Raw genomic sequence first — 15,781 nt, forward strand, 5'->3', positions numbered from 1 at the left:
AGCCTGTTTTAAATCTTCAGGTAATTCCCTGAAAGTACTTATGCTATAAACTCTGATTACTCAAAGTATTCTTTCATTTTTTCGAAGAAGCTCTTGTCATTTTTACCCGGCTGAGGTTTGAAATTCGGAGATTCACGTAGTTTCTCCAGCATATTCCGTTCATCGCTGCTCAGGGCCTTAGGTGTCCAGATATTCACATGGATAATCTGATCACCACGGTGATAAGAATTCACTTCAGGAATACCCTTGCCTTTAAGACGTAACAACTTTCCGCTTTGCGTACCCGGTTCAATTTTGATTTTGGCTTTACCATCAATTGTTGGTACTTCGGCACTGTAACCCAAAGCAGCATCAATGATACTTAAATGTAAATCATAAACGATATTGTTACCTTCACGTTTCAGGGTTTCGTGAGGGATTTCCTCAATCAGAATGATCAGATCACCGGGTATACCACCATTAGGGGCGGCATTACCTTTTCCGCTCATGCTTAACTGCATACCGTCACTCACACCCGCAGGGATGTTGATTGTAATGGTTTCTTCACCACGGACAGTTCCTTCACCATGACATGATGTACATTTAGAAGTGATCTGTGATCCCGCACCGTTACAGGTAGGACAGGTAGATGTAGTCTGCATCTGTCCTAAAATAGTGTTGGTTACTCTGCGAACAGAACCGCTTCCGCCACAGGTCTTACAGGTACTGATAGATGATTTATCCTTAGCTCCTGAACCATCACAGGTTTTACAAACTATCTGTTTGTTAACCTTTATTTTTTTCTCTGCGCCATGCGCAATTTCTTCAAGGGTAAGTTTGACTTTAATACGAAGGTTAGAACCTTTAGCTACACGTCTGCCGCTGCTGCGTTGCTGTCCTCCAAAAAAGCTGTCGAAAGGACTGCCGCCACCGCCGCCGCCACCAAAGATATCACCAAACTGGCTGAATATATCTTCCATGTTCATACCGCCGCCGCCATAGCCGCCACCGCCAGCTGAAGCTCCTCCAACTCCTGCATGACCATAATGATCATACCGTTGTTTTTTCTCCGGGTTGCTTAAAATCTCGTAAGCTTCAGCAGCTTCCTTAAATTTATCCTCAGCAGTATGGTCATCCGGATTTTTGTCCGGGTGAAATTTTATCGCCAGCTTTCTGTAGGCTTTTTTAATCTCTTCCGGGGAAGAACTTTTGCTTACACCAAGGATATCGTAATAATCTCTCTTACTCATAATTAACTACCTACAACTACTTTTGCAAAGCGTATAACTTTGTCATTTAAAGTGTATCCTTTTTCTAATTCATCTATAACTTTTCCTTTCAACTCTTCAGTTGGTGCAGGAACTTTAGTGATTGCTTCGTGGTGGTCTGTATCAAAAGGAGTATTGATACTTTCCATTTCTTTTAAGCCTTTCTGAGCCAGAATGCTTTTAAGTTTGGTGTGCACCAATTGAATACCTTCGCGGATAGCATTGATATCTGTAGCATTTTCAGTTGCCTTATTTGCACGGTCAAAATCGTCCAGAACAGCAAGCATGGAAACAATTACATCCTTACCAGCAGTCTGTAAAAGCTCAACACGCTCTTTCTGAGTACGTCTTTTGAAGTTGTCAAATTCAGCAAAAAGACGAAGATATTTATCGTTCAGTGCTGCATTATCAAGCTTTAACTGCTCTTCAGCAGAGATTTCTACCACAGGTTCTGTGGTCGTATCCGCATTTGCGTCGTCAGTAAGCTCGTTGTTCAACTGCTCTTCAGCAGTATTTTCCGTAATAGGATTTTCCGTATCGTTTGTTTTCTTCTTGCTAAACATGCTATAGTAGAATTTTATGATGCAAACTCAAAAGGTTTGCCAATGAAATATATCAGCCATGCTGTCAGTTTTGTTTGAACAAGACTGTACAGAATGGCTGAAAAGGAATTATTTTGTCAGGAATAGTCTTGTTTTTAAACAGAACCTAGTTTATCGTTGCATCTTCGTGCACGATACCTGCTTCACATTTAATAATACGTGAAGGAAGCGTACGGATGATATGATAATCATGCGTAGCCATTAATACGGCTGTACCGCTCTGGCTGATTTGTTTCAGCAGTAATACAATTTCTTCGGAGGTTTCAGGATCAAGGTTTCCTGTCGGCTCATCCGCAAGAATGATATCCGGGTTGTTTAATAAGGAACGTGCAATCACGACACGCTGCTGCTCACCACCAGAAAGTTCATGCGGCATTTTTCTTATTTTTGAACGCAGACCAACCTTTTCCAGTACGTCTTTAATCCGTTCCTCGATCAGTTTTTTGTCTTTCCAGCCCGTAGCCTTTAAAACGAAATTAAGATTTTGTTCGATAGTACGGTCTGTCAGTAGCTGGAAATCCTGGAATACGATTCCTAATTTTCTGCGCAGATAGGGGACATCTCTTTCTGCCAGTTTTTTAAGATCGAAACCTGCAATTTCCCCCTCACCGTTACCGATATGAAGTTCACCATAAATGATTTTCAATAAACTACTTTTTCCTGATCCGGTTTGTCCGATCAGAAATACGAATTCACCTTTATCTATGTTAAGATTAACATTAGAGAGTACAAGGTGTTTTTGTTGAAATACATCTACGTTCTTTAAATTTATAACTGCGTTTCCTGCCATGTCTTAAATATCTAATTTTGCAATCTGACCAAATGGTAAATCTTTTACCATCTCCATAATATAAGGTAGTTTGTCACCCAGACCTAATTTTTCAAGTGATTTATCAGGCCGGTCTACCCTGAAATAAGCCAGAAGGGTAAATTTATCGTCCCTTAGCTGGACATAATCCGGGATTTTGGCAATGCCTTTTACTTTGATTACATACATTTTTTTCAAAAATAGTGTTTCAGAATGAGAAAAAAGCTATAAAGAATTTAAGAAATCAATCGTATTGACATTATCTGCATAATCCCATAAGCGGGGATGCTGGCTCTGGCCGAAAGTTACACTAGCTGTATCCAGTTTAATAGCTGCATCAGTAACCACACACTGGATATCAGACTGCATGGCTATCAGTTTTTCTGTCAGCTGATCCAGTGTTTTGTATTTTTCGAAGTATAAAACAGCCAGGGGAGAAGAGAGTCCTTCATCCTCTTTTAACAATAAAAAGCCATTATCAAAATGCTGAACACTATTGACCAGGTAAATGGACTTGTTGTAATCGTAGTTGTTATTGTATTTGAAATGGTTGATGATGTCCTGATATTGCTCCAGCGGTTCAAAAAGGTTTTTGATCTCATAATCTTCAGGCAGATAGACTTTAGAAACGTTTCTGCAGCCCAGTCCAAAATAATCAAAGATATCATGACCCAGCAGGCTGATATCCTGGGTACTTTCATTACCCGTTAATATCGCAATACTGTTTCTGTTTTTTCTGATGATATTCGGCACCTTGCCAAAATAATAATCAAAGTATCTGGATGTATTATTACTTCCAGTTGCAATGATGGCGTCAAAATCCTTTAATCTTTCTGCATAAACAATACGCTCTGCTAAAAGAGGTTCAACTGTTATGAGTTGTTTAAGCAGTGCAGGTAATAACTGATTATCAGAAGATGAGAGTTTGATCACAGCAATGTTTCCTGTAGCCAGAACAGATAAAATGTCGTGGAAACCCACCAGCGGAATGTTTCCTGCCAGAATCAGACCTACCTTTTTAGGGTGCTGGCTGATCGTAATTTGTTCAAACCATTTTTCCAGGTCACTTAAATTAAGCATTTCCTGTAATGAAGATAAAGATCTTCTGACCTCGGCATGAGTAAACCATGCATTATGATTAGGTGCAGAATTGATTGTATGATTAAATTCATCGCTGGGGTGATTTAAGAAATCACTTAGTTTATGGAATGCAATAATTAACTTTTCAGCGGTAAGGATTGACATGTTTGAAGTAATTTTAAAGTATAAATGTTATATTTGCAAGGCAAAGGTAACTTTAGCAAATAGATTTATACGAAGACATGGCTATTAAAATAACAGACGAATGTATTAATTGCGGAGCATGTGAGCCTGAATGCCCAAATAATGCAATTTATGACGCAGGTACAGCCTGGAGATTTTCTGATGGAACCAACTTAAATGGTATCATTGATTTTGGTAATCAGGAAGTAGATGCTGAAGCAGCACAGGAAGCAGTTTCTGATGAGGTATATTATATCGTTTCAGATAAGTGTACAGAATGTAAAGGTTTTCATGACGAACCTCAGTGTGCGGCAGTGTGCCCGGTAGATTGTTGTGTGGATGATGAAGATATCCGTGAAACCGAAGAAGAATTATTAAAGAAAAAGGCCTGGTTACATCAGGAAAACTAGTTCTTTAATTGATATATAACAGAAAAGGACGCATATGCGTCCTTTTCTGTTATATAATACCTTTATCAGTTCTTTATACATCTGCCTTATTGGGGATGATCAATACAGGGCATGCCGATTTCCTGGCCACATGTTCAGCTACACTTCCCATTAAAAAGTGATACAGGCCGGTTTTACCATGCGTTCCGATCACAATGAGATCAGATCCCCACTCATCAGACTGCTGAATGATACCATGTGCAGCAGTATCTACCACAGTTAAATAAGTTGTTTTTATACCATTGGCATAGGTATCCTCTATTTCCTTAAGCAGCTGATGGCTGTTCTCTTCACTATTATCAAAACTTTCCAGAAAAACAGGTGCTAAAGTAAGATCCTGATTGATGGTTGCCGGCATAGGCTCAATAATATTAACCAATGCGACCTCTGCATCAAAGGTCTTAGCCAGCTCGTAGCCCGTTTTTGCTGCTTTTTCTGAGCAGGTACTGTTGTCTACCGCGATTAATATCTTTCTGACGTTCATAATTTCTCAGCGTTAATGAATGTAATACCTATATAACAATTTTATGAATCATATGTTTTCTAAATCAAATCTGTAATTTAGAGCGTTTAAAATTTATATCAGAACAATTGCTCAAAGGCTATATTTCAATATGGAACAACTATTCGCAGTTTGCAGAGTCTCGGTAGCTCCCTTAAGAGCTGAACCTTCCGATAGAGCAGAAATTACCACGCAGTTATTATTTGGAGATCAGGTAGAAGTGCTTGAAAAAGCAGAACCCTGGTGGCGCATACGTAATACATATGACGGATATGAAGGCTGGATAGATTTTAAGCAATTGGCTGAAATTACTGCAGCAGCCTGGCAGCAGTATCAGGAACATAACGCACTGGTACCTTTAGGGATTAGTAATAAAGTGATTTCGGCTGATGGAAGTGCTTATTATTTAGCTGCTTCAGGTAATCTTCCCGGCTATAAAGATGGCTTTTGTGAACTGGGTAAAGAAAAATTTGAGGTATGCTTTGAACCGGTGAAGGTACCTGCACAGGTTTCAGCAGCCGATCTGGCAGCATCAGCCTTGTTTTTTCAGAATGCACCTTATTTATGGGGAGGCCGTACTTTATTTGGTATTGACTGTTCAGGCTATGTACAGGCTGTTTTTAAACTGAGTGGAATACCATTGAAAAGAGATGCCTCACAACAGGCAGAACAGGGGCATACAGTTAATTTCCTGCCCGAAGCGCAGACAGGAGATCTGGCCTTTTTTGATAATGCAGAAGGGAAAATCATTCATGTCGGTATGATGCTGGATGCAGGCCGTATCATTCATGCTTCAGGAAAAGTAAGGATTGATCCGATTGATGATCAGGGGATATATAATCCTGAACTCGGACGATACAGCCACAAGCTCAGGATTATTAAAAGGTTTACAGGTCCCATTCCCACACCATAACCAGTTTGTCGTCACCTGTGGTAATTAAGTATTTACCATCTTCGCTCCAGATCAGTTTATTAATGGAATGGGTATGCCCGTGCGTGTTTTTTTCTATGCTCAGAATTTTATAGAGTTTCAGATCATCACTGCCCCATAGTTTGATACTCTTATCCTGGCTTACCGTGGCAAAATAAGGCAGGGTAGGATGAAAAGCAATACCATAAACACTGAACAGGTGAGCCGGAATAGTGTGCTGAAGCTGATAATCCGGTGTTGACCAGAAATTCAGCTGTGCATCTCTTCCCCCTGAAATCAGATATTTGCCATCCGGCGAATATTGAACAGAAGTAACCGGTAAAGTATGCTGTTCCAGGATATGCAGCAGACTATAGTCCGTCAGCTGATAAATACGTATGTTGCCGTCCTTGCAGCCAAAGGCAGCCTGCCGATGATCAGGACTAAGTGCAATGGCTCTTACTGTATCAGCAGAAACCCGGATCCGGTACAGCAGAGACAGATCTGTTAAAGACCATACCCCAACAGTCCCGTCTTCACCAGCAGTTAAAAACTCCTGTTTTTCAGGGATCACAGCGATGTCAAATACAGGTTTTTCATGTGCCTGAAAGTTAGCAGTTACAGCCTGTTTACTGAGGTCAAATATGCTCAGTTCACCACTTCTCTGACCTACAAAAAGCAGGTCATTATACTGATGAAGACTGTAAACAGAAGTTTTTACAGGCATCAGCACCTTGATAAATGACATTTTTGACAATGACCACTCCACTACACCTTTATCATTTCCACCGGTAAAAAAAATCCCTGCCTGAGCAGAGCCCGTTAAGGCATAAACAGGATTCTGATGACCACTAAGCGATCTTAAATGTTTCAGCATATCCAAATATTAACGATGTCTGCTTTCCAGGTTTACCCCTATGTCCGCCAGTGTTTTACCTTTTTCTCTCAATAAAACCAATAAGTGGAAAATCAAGTCAGAACTCTCATTGACAAAATCAACATCAGTTTCATTCAGCGCAGCAATCACAGTTTCAACACCTTCTTCGCCAACTTTCTGTGCGATCTTGTTTAATCCTTTTTTACGCAGTTTATTGACATATGATTCTTCAGTAGGATGATCATATCTGTCATGAATTATTTTTTCCAGTTCGAAGATAAAGTTCTGACTGAAATTAGTTTTAAAACAGCTTCTGCTGCCAGTATGACAAGTTGGTCCGACAGGAGTAACCTTAATCAGTATCGTGTCCCTGTCACAGTCGATATGCGTCTCTTTGACATATAAAAAGTTGCCACTTTCTTCCCCTTTAGTCCATAAACGGCTTTTAGAACGGGAATAGAAAGTTACTTTTCCTTCCTGCTGTGTTTTTGTCCAGGCTTCCTGGTTCATATAACCCAGCATTAACACTTCCAATGTCTGTATATCCTGAATGATTACAGGAACCAGTCCATCGGTTTTCTCAAAATCTATATTCATAACCTTACTGGTATGTTGTGTTTTTTTAATTCGTTTTTCAGGTAGGGAATAGGAATCTCACCAAAATGAAAGACCGATGCGGCCAGGGCTGCATCGACACCTGTAGTTGTAAAAACTTCTGTGAAATGTTCAGTTTTTCCAGCTCCGCCCGAAGCAATTACAGGAATATTGATCATTTTGCTGATGCTATCCAGTAATTTACAGTCGAAGCCTTGTTTAGTGCCATCATGATCCATGGAGGTCAGCAATATTTCTCCGGCACCTGCTTCTTCTGCCTGTTTGATCCAGTGTTCTGTTTCAAGCGTTGTCATCAGCCTGCCTCCGTTCAGATGAACCCAGTTTTTGCCTGCTATAAATTTGGTATCTACAGCGACAACCACAAACTGCACACCGAATACTTTGGCCAGATCGGCAATCAGCTGCGGATTTTTAACCGCCGCAGAATTAATGCTGATCTTGTCGGCACCGGCATTCAGTAAAGCTTCAGCATCAGCAATCTCTGTAATTCCGCCACCAATGGTGAAAGGAATATTCAGCTGCCTGGCTACAGACTTAACCATTTCTATCATCGTTTTACGACGCTCATGGGTAGCTGTAATATCCAGGAACACCAGTTCATCAGCACCTTGCTGCGCATATTGCCAGGCAAGTTCAACCGGATCACCAGCATCTTTCAGATCTACAAAGTTAACGCCTTTTACTGTCCTTCCGTCTTTGACATCCAGACATGGAATGATACGTTTGCTTAGCATCGCTTATAAAGATGTCATCGCTTTGAGATTCCATTCTTTAATCTCTTCAATAGAGATGCGGTTTTCATAAATGGCTTTGCCAACTACACAAGATCTGATTTCCAGTTTTGCCAGTTCTTCAATATCTTCCATTGAACTGATTCCGCCAGATGCGATCAGTTTGATAAAAGGGGAATGTTCGAGTAGTTTTTTATACAGATCTACAGCTGCACCACCTAATTTTCCATCCTTGTTGATATCTGTACAAAGGAATCTGAAAAAGCCCAGCTGAAGACATTTGTCCACGTAATCCATTAATTTGATAGGTGAGCTTTCCATCCAGCCTGAGTATTTAATTACTTCATCCAGCACGTCGATGGCGATGACAATACGATTCGCATAATCATACTTTTTGCCTACTTCCTTGCTCAGATCGGCCAGGAAATCAGGATTGGTGATTGCCTGTGTCCCTACAATAACCCGGTGTATCCCGGCGTCAAGCAGATTAGTTACTTGCTCAATGGTACGGATACCACCGCCGTACTGCACACGCATATCTGTTTTTTTGATAATATCAAAAAGTTCAGCCTGATTGCTGAAATCTCCTTTAGCACCGTTTAAATCAATAATATGTATGAATTCTGTACCGTTAGACCTGTAAGTCTCAATCATTTCGGCAATTGACACGTCATATACTGTCTTTTGGTTATAGTCACCTTCTCTGAGGCGGACAACTTTACCATCTAAAATATCTATAGCGGGAATAATGTACATCTTAATTGTTTAGTTTTGAAAAGTTCAATAATAATTGTTCACCTGCGGCACCGGATTTTTCAGGGTGAAACTGAACCCCGTAAAAATTATCCTTTTGTATAGCTGCAGAATATTGCAGACCATAATTTGCAGTAGCTATCTCAAAAATAGCGTTATATTCAATAAAGTACGAATGCACAAAGTAAAATTGTGTCTGATTTTCAACACCTTCGAATAGCAAATTGTTTTTAATCTGAATATTATTCCAGCCCATATGCGGGATTTTAATACCCAGATCCTTGTCAAATAGTTTCGTTTCCAGCGGGATAATATTCATCAGCTGTGCATCGCCTTCTTCTGAATGTGCAGTGAGCAGTTGCATCCCCACACAAATTCCCAGTACAGGCTTTGTCAGTTTTTTAACAGACTCTACCAGGCCGGTCTGATTCAGTTTTTCCATGGCCGCTCCGGCATGGCCCACACCTGGGATAATGATATGGGAGTACTCCTCAAAATCATGTGCGGTGTTGATCATTCCATAACTCAGTCCCAGTCTGGATAAAGCTGAAGTCAGCGAGAAGATATTACCTGCCCCGTAATTAACGATTCCTATCATTTTATAATAAGCCTTTTGTACTTGGTAAAACTAATTTTTCAGGATCTCTTTTGATAGCCATTTTGATAGCTTTGGCAAAAGCCTTAAAAATAGATTCAATTTTATGATGCTCGTTTTCGCCCTCAGCTTTAATGTTGAGGTTGCATTTTGCAGCATCACTAAAAGATTTAAAAAAGTGATAAAACATCTCTGTAGGTACATCACCTACTTTTTCGCGTTTAAATTCTGCATCCCAGACTATCCAGTTTCTGCCGCCAAAATCTATAGCTGCCTGTGCCAGACAATCATCCATAGGTAAGCAGAAACCATAACGCTCCAGCCCCAGTTTGTTGCCTATAGCTTTAGCAAAAGCTTCGCCCAGTGCAATTCCGGTATCCTCAACAGTATGATGTTCATCAATATGCAAATCACCTTTTGCTGTGATATTCAGATCAACGCCACCATGACGGGCTATCTGATCCAGCATGTGGTTAAAGAAATTCAAACCCGTTTCTATTTTAGCCTTTCCGGTTCCGTCAAGATTCAGTTCAATTTCTATATCAGTTTCATTGGTTTTTCTGATATGGTGAAATTGTCTGCTACCGGCACTCAAAAAAGTATAGATGTCTACCCAGTTTTGTGTTTGCAGTGCGATAACAGCAGTCAGTGTTTCTGCTTTATCCAGCATTTCTGCTGATCCTAAAGTATCATTGTTTCTTAACCAGATCGCTTTTGCACCCAGATTTTTAGCCAGTACCACATCATTAATGCGGTCGCCAATCACAAATGATCCTGCCAGGTCATATTCACCGGTCATATAATGCTGTAACAAGCCCGTGTTTGGTTTACGGGTAGGTGCATTTTCATGAGCAAAAGTTTTATCAATGATCACTTCAGAAAAAACTACGCCCTCACCTGCAAAAGTATCAATCACTAAATTATGGATTGGCCAGAAGTTCACTTCCGGGTGCGAGTCTGTACCCAGTCCGTCCTGATTGGTGACCATAACCAGTTCAAAATCCAGTTCTGCGGCTATTTTAGCCATATAATACAAAGATCTGGGATAAAATTTAAGCTTGGAAAATGAATCTACCTGTTCATCTTCCGGTTCTGTGATCAGTGTACCATCACGATCTATGAAAAGTATCTTCTTCATGGCTAATTAGTTAACGATTTTAAAGCGGATATTAGTATTTCATTTTCTGCCGGTGTTCCAACAGTAATTCTCAGGCAGCCTTCGCAAAGAGTTACTTTTGCACGGTTACGGACAATGATTCCGCGGTCTACCAGAGCATCATAAGTCCGATTGGCATCATCAACCTCTGTAAGGATAAAATTCGCATCAGAAGGATAGACCTTTCTGACCATGGCAAGTTCCTGCAGTGACTGACTCAGTTTTTCTCTTTCGGCAACTGTGGTTTTGATCCACTCATTTACCTGTCCTATATTTTCAAGTGCAGCCAGTGCCAGATCCTGTGTAGACTGACTGATATTATAAGGCGCCTTTACTTTGTTTAAGATGTCAATGACGATGGTTGAAGCAAAGGCCATTCCCAGTCTTAAACCGGCAAGACCCCAGGCTTTGGAAAAAGTCTGTAATACAACTAAATGCGGATATTCAGTTAATTCCTGTATGAACGTACGTTGTTTGGCAAAATTGATATAAGCTTCATCAATTACAACCAGACCGTTAAAATTAGCCAGTATTGTTTCTATATCTGTGCGGATGATTGAATTTCCGGTTGGATTATTAGGGGAGCAGATAAAAATCAGTTTGGTGTTGGCATCAATAGCTTCTGCGATACCTTCCAGGTCTAACTGGAAATTTGGCAGCAGATTCACTTTGCGGATCTCCACATCATTGATGTTTGCAGAAACCTCATACATACCATAGGTAGGTGGCAGGATAATCACATTGTCCTTTCCCGGGTTACAGAAGGCACGAAACAAAAGATCTATTGCTTCATCACTGCCATTCCCCAAAAAGGTGTTTTCTATCGGTACGCCTTTGATTTTACTAAGTGCATCCTTCAGATCCAGTTGTAAAGGATCAGGATAACGGTTAAAGTTTTCCGGTAAAGGAGAGCCATAACTATTTTCATTTGCATCTAAAAATACGCTTGCCTGACCTTTGTACTCATCTCTTGCAGTAGAGTAGGGACGAAGCGTTTTTATATTTTCTCTTTGTAGGTTCTTAATATCCATCTGATGATTTTAAACGAATGGTGATTGCATTTTTGTGTGCCTGAAGTCCTTCTGCAGCAGCAAGGATTTCAACAGTAGGGCCAATAGCCGTCAGTCCCTGCGGACTGATATGCTGGAATGTAATCTTTTTGATAAAAGAGTCAATAGAAACACCAGAATAGGCTTTGGCAAAACCACTTGTAGGTAAAGTGTGATTAGTGCCTGAGGCATAGTCTCCGGCACTTTCCGGAGTCAGATTACCCAGAAAAACAGATCCGGCATTGATAATCTGCGGAATGAGCTCTTCATAGTGGTCTGTTGCCAGGATTAAGTGTTCAGGAGCATAAGCATTACTGAAAGCCATAGCCTGCGTCATATTTTCTACCAGTACTGCATAAGAATTGACGATAGCCTGAGCAGCAATATCCTTTCTGGGCAGTTCGCTGAGCTGAAGCTCAATTTGCTGCAGGGTCTCAGTAATCAGCGCTGCGGAGTTGGCAATCAGGATAGCCTGACTGTCTGTACCATGTTCTGCCTGTGCTAAAAGATCAGCCGCAACAAATGCCGGACTTGCAGTTTCATCAGCAATAACCAGTACTTCTGACGGACCTGCAGGCATGTCAATTGCAGTAATACCAGATGCCAGCACCTGTTGTTTAGCCTGGGTTACATAACGGTTCCCCGGACCAAAAATCTTGTAAACCTCTGGTACACTTTCTGTGCCGAATGCCATAGCGGCAATAGCTTGTGCACCACCGGCCAGATAAATCTTTTCAATCCCTAAAAGCTGAGCACAGTAAGCCAGAAAACAATTGGTTTTTCCATTTTGCTGAGGTGGTGAACAGACTACGATTTCCTGACAGCCTGCCAGTATTGCCGGTATGCCAAGCATCAGAAAAGTACTCGGTAAAACAGCCGTTCCACCAGGAATATATAAGCCGACACGCGCTATTGCTCTGGCTTCCCGCCAGCACGAAACACCGGGCATAGTCTCCACTTTAGCTTCCTGAGAAATTTGCGCGGCGTGGAATTTTTTGATATTTGCATAGGCCGTATCGATAGCAGCACGGGCATCATCAGGAATCTCTGAGGCAATCTGTGCGATCTCATCTTTGGTGAGGAAGAGCTGGTCCAGATTTACCTTGTCAAACTGCAGGGCGTAATCTCTGAGCGCCTGGTCTCCTGCTGATTTTACCTTTCCAATGATCGCTTTGACGCTTTTAGCAATGCTTGCATCATCAGCCAGTTGTCTTAAACAGAGTTCTTCAATATTCTGTTTAGATAAATCAGTATACTTGTAGATTTTCAATGTTTTATATTTTTATGTTAACTAATAGTTAACGGTAAAAAGAAGCTATTTGATTAAAATAATGCCTAAGAAATGATCTTTTCAATCGGCATAACCACAATTCCTTCTGCACCTGCAGCTTTTAAACTGTTGATCTTTTCCCAGAAGTCCTGCTCTGCAATTACCGAATGCACGGCTACCCAGTCTTCTTCAAAAAGAGGTACAATTGTCGGGCTTTTAACTCCCGGAAGTAAACTCACGACTTTATCAAGATTGGATTTGGCAACATTCAGGACTACATATTTTGTCTCTTTGGCGCGCAGTACGGAACGGATTCTTTGCAGCAATTCTATGACGTCTTCATTGAGTTCCATACCTTTACTGGCAATCAGTACAGCTTCAGATTTCATGACTTCACCAAAGGGTTTCAGTCCATTGCTTTTTAAAGTTCCGCCGGTAGAAACAATATCACATATCGCGTCACTCAGACCCAGCCCGGGACCAATTTCTACTGATCCGGAAATGGTACGGACTACTGCATTTACTTTGTTATCATCCAGATATTTTTGAAGGATTACCGGATAAGAAGTGGCGATTACTTTTCCTTCCAGTCCGCTGACACTGGTAACTTCACTGTCATTGGGAACAGCAATTTTCAGCGTGCATTTTCCAAAGCCCAGTTTTTGAAGATAGGCTACATCCGCATCAACTTCTGTGATTACGTTTTCGCCGACTATACCCAGATCGGCAATACCATCCTGAACATATTCAGGAATATCATCATCTCTCAGAAATAAGATTTCCAGTGGGAAATTTGTAACAGTCGATATTAAGGAGCTTTTGTAGTTTTCGAATGATAAACCACAATTTTTAAGAATCTCTACGGATTTTTCGTTAAGCCTGCCAGATTTCTGGATAGCAATTTTAAGTGTTTTCAATTGATTGAAATTATTGAATGAAACAGGAAAATAATTCGGAAACAAGTTTTGAAGTACAAAACATTAAATATCTATCGCCATAACTGGCGATGGTACAAATGTGAGTGATGGTTCAAAATATTGTTCATAATCTATGTCTCTATTCAATAATGCGTTGCACACTGAGTGCCACAAATATATAGATAGAATTGACAAATCAAAAATATATGGCATTTTATTTGTTTAGCATGCTCGTGAAGCCTGTTAACAAAGCTCAATTTATTTAAATACCGCTCATTTTGAAAAAAGCACTAACACTAATTTTACCTGTTTGCCTCTTCCTGTCGTCCTGTAACTGGTTTAAAACCACACCAGAGGTCGGTGTGATCCTCTCTGAACATTTTAAGAATAAAATTTATAAAGATTTTGATACTGCAGCCTATAATGTAGTTTTTAACCGTCACCTTGATTCTTTACAGTCTAAATTAAGTAATCCTAAAGTAATCGGTAATTTTTATGCAGATAAAGACCGCAGAAATCTGCTGGTTACCCGTTTTTATATTAATGGGGAATTAGATACCCTGAAAAATTATCTGGAAAATAGTAATATTCACGGATATAATCCGGAGGTATTCCGTTATAAAGAGCTGGAGAAAACGTTATCGGCCTTATCAGCCAATCAATTCAAATCTGTGAGTGAAGCTTATCCGGTTCTTGCCGATCTGGAGCTTTATGCAGCTTCGGCACTGTTAAAGTATGACACTTTTGTAGGTTATGGAAGCGTTAATCCTAAAAAAGTACTCAACAGGTATTATGTAACTACTACCAGACCAGATAGTGCGGCGATGAATAAAGTGCTGGAGACAAAAAGTCTGACAAAACTGTTAAAGGATATTCAGCCTGCCTCAGAAAACTACAAAGTCTTGCAGCATACGCTTGCTGTACTCAAAAAAGATCCTTCCCGTAATGCAGTAGCCATTAAAGCTGTTGAAGTGAACATGGAAAGAGCAAGATGGAAAATCCCCGGGCTGAGCTCAGAATATGTGGAAGTAAATATCCCCGATTTTTCTCTGACCTGGTTTAAAGAACAGGATACGGTTACCCATATGAAAGTTTGTGTAGGCGCCAGACGTGAAAAAGCTTACGAAGAAAAATTGAAAACTTATGCCAAAACTCATTCGCTGGATGATAAACCTAAAAATCACCAGACCCCGGTTCTGTTAAGTAAATTCAGTGCTATCGAGGTAAACCCTGTCTGGAATATTCCGGTTAGTATAGCTAAAAATGAGATTTATAATCAGGCCAGAAGAGATCCTTATTATTTATCAAATAATAACATGAAGGTTTATTACAAAGGTAAGCTGGTTAATGATACAGATACTATACAATGGGAAAAGTATTCAAGAGACCATTTGCCTTTTCAGTTTAAACAGGGCTCCGGTTCAGGTAATGCACTGGGTAAGTTTAAATTTATGTTTGATAACGGAGCGAGTATTTATCTGCATGATACCAATAATAAATCGGCGTTTGGTCTGGCCAGCCGGGCAATAAGCCATGGTTGTGTAAGAGTTGAAAAACCTTTGGAATTTGCGCAGAAGATGGTGAATGGAAATGCTGAATACGATCAGCTGAGGATGGAAGTCAATCTGCCGCCTGTTGACACGACAAAAATGGGCATCTACAGAAAGAAACTGGCTAAAAAAGCTGATACACTGAATGTATTCCAGTTAAAACCAAAATGGTTTGGCACCAGGAAAAACATTTCTGTGTTTATCAATTACAAAACAGCATGGGCTGAAAACGGCAGAGTTGAATATCGCAATGATGTTTACGGACTGGATGATGCTTTGTATGCAGCCATGAAAAAATACCTGTAAAATTTTATTGAATACGTACTGGAGTTACGGTTTTGAACAAGATCGCACGAAGTTCTGTGTGATTCCACTTCAGGTCCGTAACAATTCCATAGCGAGTCCACCTTTTTTTTGGAAAAACGTGGACTCGACGTGGACTCACTGTGGACTTGCGGCGGACTCACAGAGAAGTTGAACCTAACCT

The 15,781-nt window shown here is 40.5% G+C and carries 18 protein-coding genes; 3 read left to right on the forward strand and 15 right to left on the reverse strand.

What is annotated here, in order from left to right; genetic code table 11:
• Window positions 1-56: 56 nt before the first annotated feature.
• The 5 genes from dnaJ to PL_RS20970 all read right to left on the reverse strand — a co-directional run bounded on the left by dnaJ (window position 57) and on the right by PL_RS20970 (window position 3,902).
• Window positions 57-1,229 (reverse strand): molecular chaperone DnaJ, encoded by a 1,173-nt coding sequence (gene dnaJ / locus PL_RS20950; RefSeq protein ID WP_041886325.1) that lies wholly within the window; start codon window positions 1,227-1,229, stop codon window positions 57-59.
• A 2-nt stretch (window positions 1,230-1,231) separates the two neighbouring features.
• Window positions 1,232-1,810: a nucleotide exchange factor GrpE gene (locus tag PL_RS20955; RefSeq protein WP_041886322.1), complete on the reverse strand. Its 579-nt coding sequence runs from the start codon at window positions 1,808-1,810 to the stop codon at window positions 1,232-1,234.
• 145 nt (window positions 1,811-1,955) lie between these two features.
• Window positions 1,956-2,639 (reverse strand): cell division ATP-binding protein FtsE, encoded by a 684-nt coding sequence (locus PL_RS20960; RefSeq protein WP_041886320.1) that lies wholly within the window; start codon window positions 2,637-2,639, stop codon window positions 1,956-1,958.
• A gap of 3 nt (window positions 2,640-2,642) precedes the next feature.
• Window positions 2,643-2,846 carry a hypothetical protein gene (locus PL_RS20965; protein ID WP_041886318.1) on the reverse strand — a complete coding sequence of 68 codons (204 nt, stop codon included), beginning with the start codon at window positions 2,844-2,846 and terminating at the stop codon, window positions 2,643-2,645.
• Window positions 2,847-2,882: 36 nt separating this feature from the next.
• Complete coding sequence (locus tag PL_RS20970) at window positions 2,883-3,902, reverse strand: acyl-CoA reductase (protein WP_041886315.1); 1,020 nt, start codon at window positions 3,900-3,902, stop codon at window positions 2,883-2,885.
• 77 nt (window positions 3,903-3,979) lie between these two features.
• On the opposite strand from PL_RS20970, the gene PL_RS20975 reads away from it, so the two are divergent.
• Window positions 3,980-4,330, forward strand: a complete 351-nt coding sequence (locus tag PL_RS20975; protein WP_041886312.1) for a 4Fe-4S dicluster domain-containing protein — start codon at window positions 3,980-3,982, stop codon at window positions 4,328-4,330.
• 73 nt (window positions 4,331-4,403) lie between these two features.
• On the opposite strand, the gene PL_RS20980 is transcribed toward PL_RS20975, so the two are convergent.
• Entirely contained in the window at window positions 4,404-4,853 is a 450-nt protein-coding gene (locus PL_RS20980; RefSeq protein WP_041877807.1) for a universal stress protein, read from the reverse strand.
• 130 nt (window positions 4,854-4,983) lie between these two features.
• Here PL_RS20980 and PL_RS20985 point away from each other — a divergent pair, with 130 nt between their 5' ends.
• Complete coding sequence (locus tag PL_RS20985) at window positions 4,984-5,784, forward strand: C40 family peptidase (protein ID WP_041877806.1); 801 nt, start codon at window positions 4,984-4,986, stop codon at window positions 5,782-5,784.
• On the opposite strand, the gene PL_RS20990 is transcribed toward PL_RS20985, so the two are convergent.
• From PL_RS20990 to hisG, 9 genes are all read right to left on the reverse strand, one after another.
• Window positions 5,759-6,658: a WD40 repeat domain-containing protein gene (locus PL_RS20990; RefSeq protein WP_348620316.1), complete on the reverse strand. Its 900-nt coding sequence runs from the start codon at window positions 6,656-6,658 to the stop codon at window positions 5,759-5,761. The two genes, PL_RS20985 and PL_RS20990, sit on opposite strands and share 26 nt — an antisense overlap.
• A gap of 9 nt (window positions 6,659-6,667) precedes the next feature.
• Window positions 6,668-7,255 (reverse strand): bifunctional phosphoribosyl-AMP cyclohydrolase/phosphoribosyl-ATP diphosphatase HisIE, encoded by a 588-nt coding sequence (hisIE, locus tag PL_RS20995; protein ID WP_041877804.1) that lies wholly within the window; start codon window positions 7,253-7,255, stop codon window positions 6,668-6,670.
• The gene (gene hisF / locus PL_RS21000) at window positions 7,252-8,007 is read right to left on the reverse strand and encodes an imidazole glycerol phosphate synthase subunit HisF (RefSeq protein ID WP_041877803.1); all 756 of its coding nucleotides are present in this window, start codon (window positions 8,005-8,007) and stop codon (window positions 7,252-7,254) included. The genes hisIE and hisF overlap by 4 nt, the downstream gene beginning before the upstream one ends.
• 3 nt (window positions 8,008-8,010) lie before the next feature.
• Window positions 8,011-8,760, reverse strand: a complete 750-nt coding sequence (gene hisA / locus PL_RS21005; RefSeq protein ID WP_041877802.1) for a 1-(5-phosphoribosyl)-5-[(5-phosphoribosylamino)methylideneamino]imidazole-4-carboxamide isomerase — start codon at window positions 8,758-8,760, stop codon at window positions 8,011-8,013.
• A 1-nt stretch (window position 8,761) separates the two neighbouring features.
• Complete coding sequence (gene hisH / locus PL_RS21010) at window positions 8,762-9,355, reverse strand: imidazole glycerol phosphate synthase subunit HisH (protein ID WP_041877801.1); 594 nt, start codon at window positions 9,353-9,355, stop codon at window positions 8,762-8,764.
• 1 nt (window position 9,356) lies between these two features.
• Window positions 9,357-10,490, reverse strand: a complete 1,134-nt coding sequence (gene hisB, locus PL_RS21015; protein WP_041877800.1) for a bifunctional histidinol-phosphatase/imidazoleglycerol-phosphate dehydratase HisB — start codon at window positions 10,488-10,490, stop codon at window positions 9,357-9,359.
• A gap of 2 nt (window positions 10,491-10,492) precedes the next feature.
• Window positions 10,493-11,539, reverse strand: a complete 1,047-nt coding sequence (gene hisC, locus PL_RS21020) for a histidinol-phosphate transaminase (protein WP_041877799.1) — start codon at window positions 11,537-11,539, stop codon at window positions 10,493-10,495.
• Window positions 11,529-12,827 (reverse strand): histidinol dehydrogenase, encoded by a 1,299-nt coding sequence (hisD, locus tag PL_RS21025; protein WP_041877797.1) that lies wholly within the window; start codon window positions 12,825-12,827, stop codon window positions 11,529-11,531. Before hisD ends, hisC begins: the two co-directional genes overlap by 11 nt.
• 65 nt (window positions 12,828-12,892) lie before the next feature.
• Window positions 12,893-13,744 carry an ATP phosphoribosyltransferase gene (hisG, locus tag PL_RS21030; RefSeq protein ID WP_041877868.1) on the reverse strand — a complete coding sequence of 284 codons (852 nt, stop codon included), beginning with the start codon at window positions 13,742-13,744 and terminating at the stop codon, window positions 12,893-12,895.
• A 278-nt stretch (window positions 13,745-14,022) separates the two neighbouring features.
• Between hisG and PL_RS21035 the strand changes: the two genes are divergently transcribed.
• Window positions 14,023-15,600: a L,D-transpeptidase family protein gene (locus PL_RS21035; RefSeq protein ID WP_235324413.1), complete on the forward strand. Its 1,578-nt coding sequence runs from the start codon at window positions 14,023-14,025 to the stop codon at window positions 15,598-15,600.
• The last annotated feature ends 181 nt before the right edge of the window (window positions 15,601-15,781 follow it).

Origin of the sequence: Pedobacter lusitanus (assembly GCF_040026395.1) — a bacterium.
Classification (GTDB): domain Bacteria; phylum Bacteroidota; class Bacteroidia; order Sphingobacteriales; family Sphingobacteriaceae; genus Pedobacter; species Pedobacter lusitanus.

Bases quoted from the DNA above. Each gene is read 5' to 3' on its own strand.
- PL_RS20975 (WP_041886312.1), top strand. From the start codon at position 3,980: ATGGCTATTAAAATAACAGACGAATGTATTAATTGCGGAGCATGTGAG.
- PL_RS20955 (WP_041886322.1), bottom strand. From the start codon at position 1,810: ATGTTTAGCAAGAAGAAAACAAACGATACGGAAAATCCTATTACGGAA.
- hisF (WP_041877803.1), bottom strand. From the start codon at position 8,007: ATGCTAAGCAAACGTATCATTCCATGTCTGGATGTCAAAGACGGAAGG.
- hisB (WP_041877800.1), bottom strand. From the start codon at position 10,490: ATGAAGAAGATACTTTTCATAGATCGTGATGGTACACTGATCACAGAA.
- PL_RS20990 (WP_348620316.1), bottom strand. From the start codon at position 6,658: ATGCTGAAACATTTAAGATCGCTTAGTGGTCATCAGAATCCTGTTTAT.
- PL_RS20965 (WP_041886318.1), bottom strand. From the start codon at position 2,846: ATGTATGTAATCAAAGTAAAAGGCATTGCCAAAATCCCGGATTATGTC.
- dnaJ (WP_041886325.1), bottom strand. From the start codon at position 1,229: ATGAGTAAGAGAGATTATTACGATATCCTTGGTGTAAGCAAAAGTTCT.
- PL_RS20970 (WP_041886315.1), bottom strand. From the start codon at position 3,902: ATGTCAATCCTTACCGCTGAAAAGTTAATTATTGCATTCCATAAACTA.
- hisC (WP_041877799.1), bottom strand. From the start codon at position 11,539: ATGGATATTAAGAACCTACAAAGAGAAAATATAAAAACGCTTCGTCCC.
- PL_RS20985 (WP_041877806.1), top strand. From the start codon at position 4,984: ATGGAACAACTATTCGCAGTTTGCAGAGTCTCGGTAGCTCCCTTAAGA.
- PL_RS20980 (WP_041877807.1), bottom strand. From the start codon at position 4,853: ATGAACGTCAGAAAGATATTAATCGCGGTAGACAACAGTACCTGCTCA.
- hisH (WP_041877801.1), bottom strand. From the start codon at position 9,355: ATGATAGGAATCGTTAATTACGGGGCAGGTAATATCTTCTCGCTGACT.
- hisIE (WP_041877804.1), bottom strand. From the start codon at position 7,255: ATGAATATAGATTTTGAGAAAACCGATGGACTGGTTCCTGTAATCATT.
- PL_RS20960 (WP_041886320.1), bottom strand. From the start codon at position 2,639: ATGGCAGGAAACGCAGTTATAAATTTAAAGAACGTAGATGTATTTCAA.
- hisA (WP_041877802.1), bottom strand. From the start codon at position 8,760: ATGTACATTATTCCCGCTATAGATATTTTAGATGGTAAAGTTGTCCGC.